General features: G+C 43.5%; 1 protein-coding gene. It reads left to right on the top strand.

Annotation, left to right across the window (positions count from 1 at the left end):
- On the top strand, positions 1–501 hold a 501-nt coding region (locus tag DP116_RS29270; RefSeq protein ID WP_246275610.1), incomplete at both ends, for an AMP-binding enzyme.

The raw sequence follows: 501 nt of genomic DNA, 5'->3' as shown, positions 1-501 counted from the left end.
AAGTTCGCGGTTTCCGCATCGAACTTGGAGAAATTGAAGCACTTGTTCGCCAACATTCCAAAGTGCAAGAAAGTGTAGTTGTCGTTCGTGAAGAGTCAGTAGATTCTCAACGAATAGTCGCTTATATCGTTCCTCAAAAAGAGCAAACACTGACGATTACTGAATTACGGGACTTTCTGGAATCGAAGCTGCCAAACTACATGGTGCCAGCAGCTTTTGTCATGCTAGAATCTCTACCACTCACACCTAATGGTAAGGTTGATCGTAAAGCATTGCCTGCACCCGAAGTCACACAGCTATTATCCGAATCAAATTTTGTTGCTCCTTCCACACCAATTGAGGAGATGCTAGCCTTAATTTGGGCAGAGGTGCTTAGTATTGAGAAAGTAGGCATTCACAATAACTTCTTTTCCTTAGGAGGACACTCGCTGCTTGCAACTCGCGTGATTTCCCAAGTACGACAAGTTTTTCAGCAAGAGCTTCCTTTACGTCGTTTATTTG

This window comes from Brasilonema bromeliae SPC951 (assembly GCF_012912135.1).
Classification (GTDB): domain Bacteria; phylum Cyanobacteriota; class Cyanobacteriia; order Cyanobacteriales; family Nostocaceae; genus Brasilonema; species Brasilonema bromeliae.
Note: the sequence above shows the minus strand (reverse complement) of the source record. Positions and strands in the feature narration are given on the sequence as shown.